Source organism: Methylobacterium nigriterrae (assembly GCF_037106235.1).
GTDB lineage: Bacteria > Pseudomonadota > Alphaproteobacteria > Rhizobiales > Beijerinckiaceae > Methylobacterium > Methylobacterium nigriterrae.
Genome location: NZ_JBAWTG010000385.1, coordinates 1 through 1,231, shown reverse-complemented (window position 1 = coordinate 1,231; position 1,231 = coordinate 1). Strand labels below are relative to the sequence as shown.

Below are 1,231 nucleotides of genomic sequence, written 5' to 3'. Positions count from 1 at the left end.
TGCGGACCCGGCTCGTGGGCAGGACGATCGATCAGATCCGCGATTGTCCGATGCCGGAGGATTACGCCGAGCGATCCTGCGGCGACCTCTACGCCGTCCTGGCGCCACCCCGGAGGCCCGACCTGTTCGCCGCCCTGCTGGCCTCCGCCAGCCCTGTGGCGGAGGGAGGATCGCGCGCGGCGGATTCCCGCCTCGCCATTCCGATCGGGAGAACTGGGCGGCTCGCCGAAGCAGCCTGCCTCGATCTCGACCGCGTCGACGGCGTCGTGGTCGAGGATCTGACCTTCCAGGATTGCTGGCTGGCGGCGGTTCGCGCCATTGGCAGCCGCCGCATCACGCTCCGCCGCTCACTCGTGATCGGGGGCAGCTACGGCTTGGCCGCGCGCGGGCGCGCCGAGCGTCCATCCGACGACATCGTGGTGGAGGACACGACCTGGGTGCAAGACGCGAGCGGCTTCGACGAGACCAGCCTAACTCGCGAGGGACCCTTCCGCTGCCGTGATGGCCGCACGACGGAGTTGGGCTGCCCGGGCATGATGTGGCGGAGCATCCCCTGGGGCGTCAGTCATCACGGCGCCTACGAGCACTTCAACGGCGCGCTTCTCGGAGGCAACGACCTGCAGGGTCCGGTCATCTTCCGCCGCAACACGGTTCTCGCCGCCTATAACGGCGTCCGGCTGAAGGCGAGCGGCTGCGACGAGTTGCCGGCTTCCGGGCTCTCGCCGGCCGCCTGCCCCTACAACGCGAATCTGTGGATCTACGAGAACCTGTTTTCCTATGTGCGCGACAACCCGGTCGAGCTGGAGACCTGGGCGAGGCAGGCGCACATCGCCCGGAACCGCATCCACAACGCTCACGCCTGGTTCTCCTTCGACGACATGGGAGGCGGTCCGATCTACGTCTACGGCAACCGCGGCTGGTTCGACGACATGCCGGCGCTCCCCTGGTCACCATCGGCGCCCGGCGGGACGCCCTGCCTGCGCCGGCCCGTGCCGACGCCCGCGGCCGATGCGGGCTTCGATCCCGAGCTCGACCGCCGGTTCGATTATCTCAAGGCCCGTTGGCTCCCGGTCGGGGTCGAGGAGATCGACGCGTCCGGTCACGCCGCCTGGATGGACCCGCCCGAGCAATCCTGCGAGGCGAGCGTCGCGGGCCGCGTGATCAAGCTGGCGCTGCCGCCGAAGGGGGCCGCTCCCGACACGTTCCGCTACGCAACCGAGGCCCCGATCTA

Annotated in this window: 1 pseudogene; it reads left to right on the top strand. The window is 69.6% G+C overall.

The features are described from left to right. Positions 1 to 50: 50 nt before the first annotated feature. Positions 51 to 1,231 (top strand): annotated as a pseudogene (locus tag WDW90_RS37280) (hypothetical protein); the annotation flags it as partial.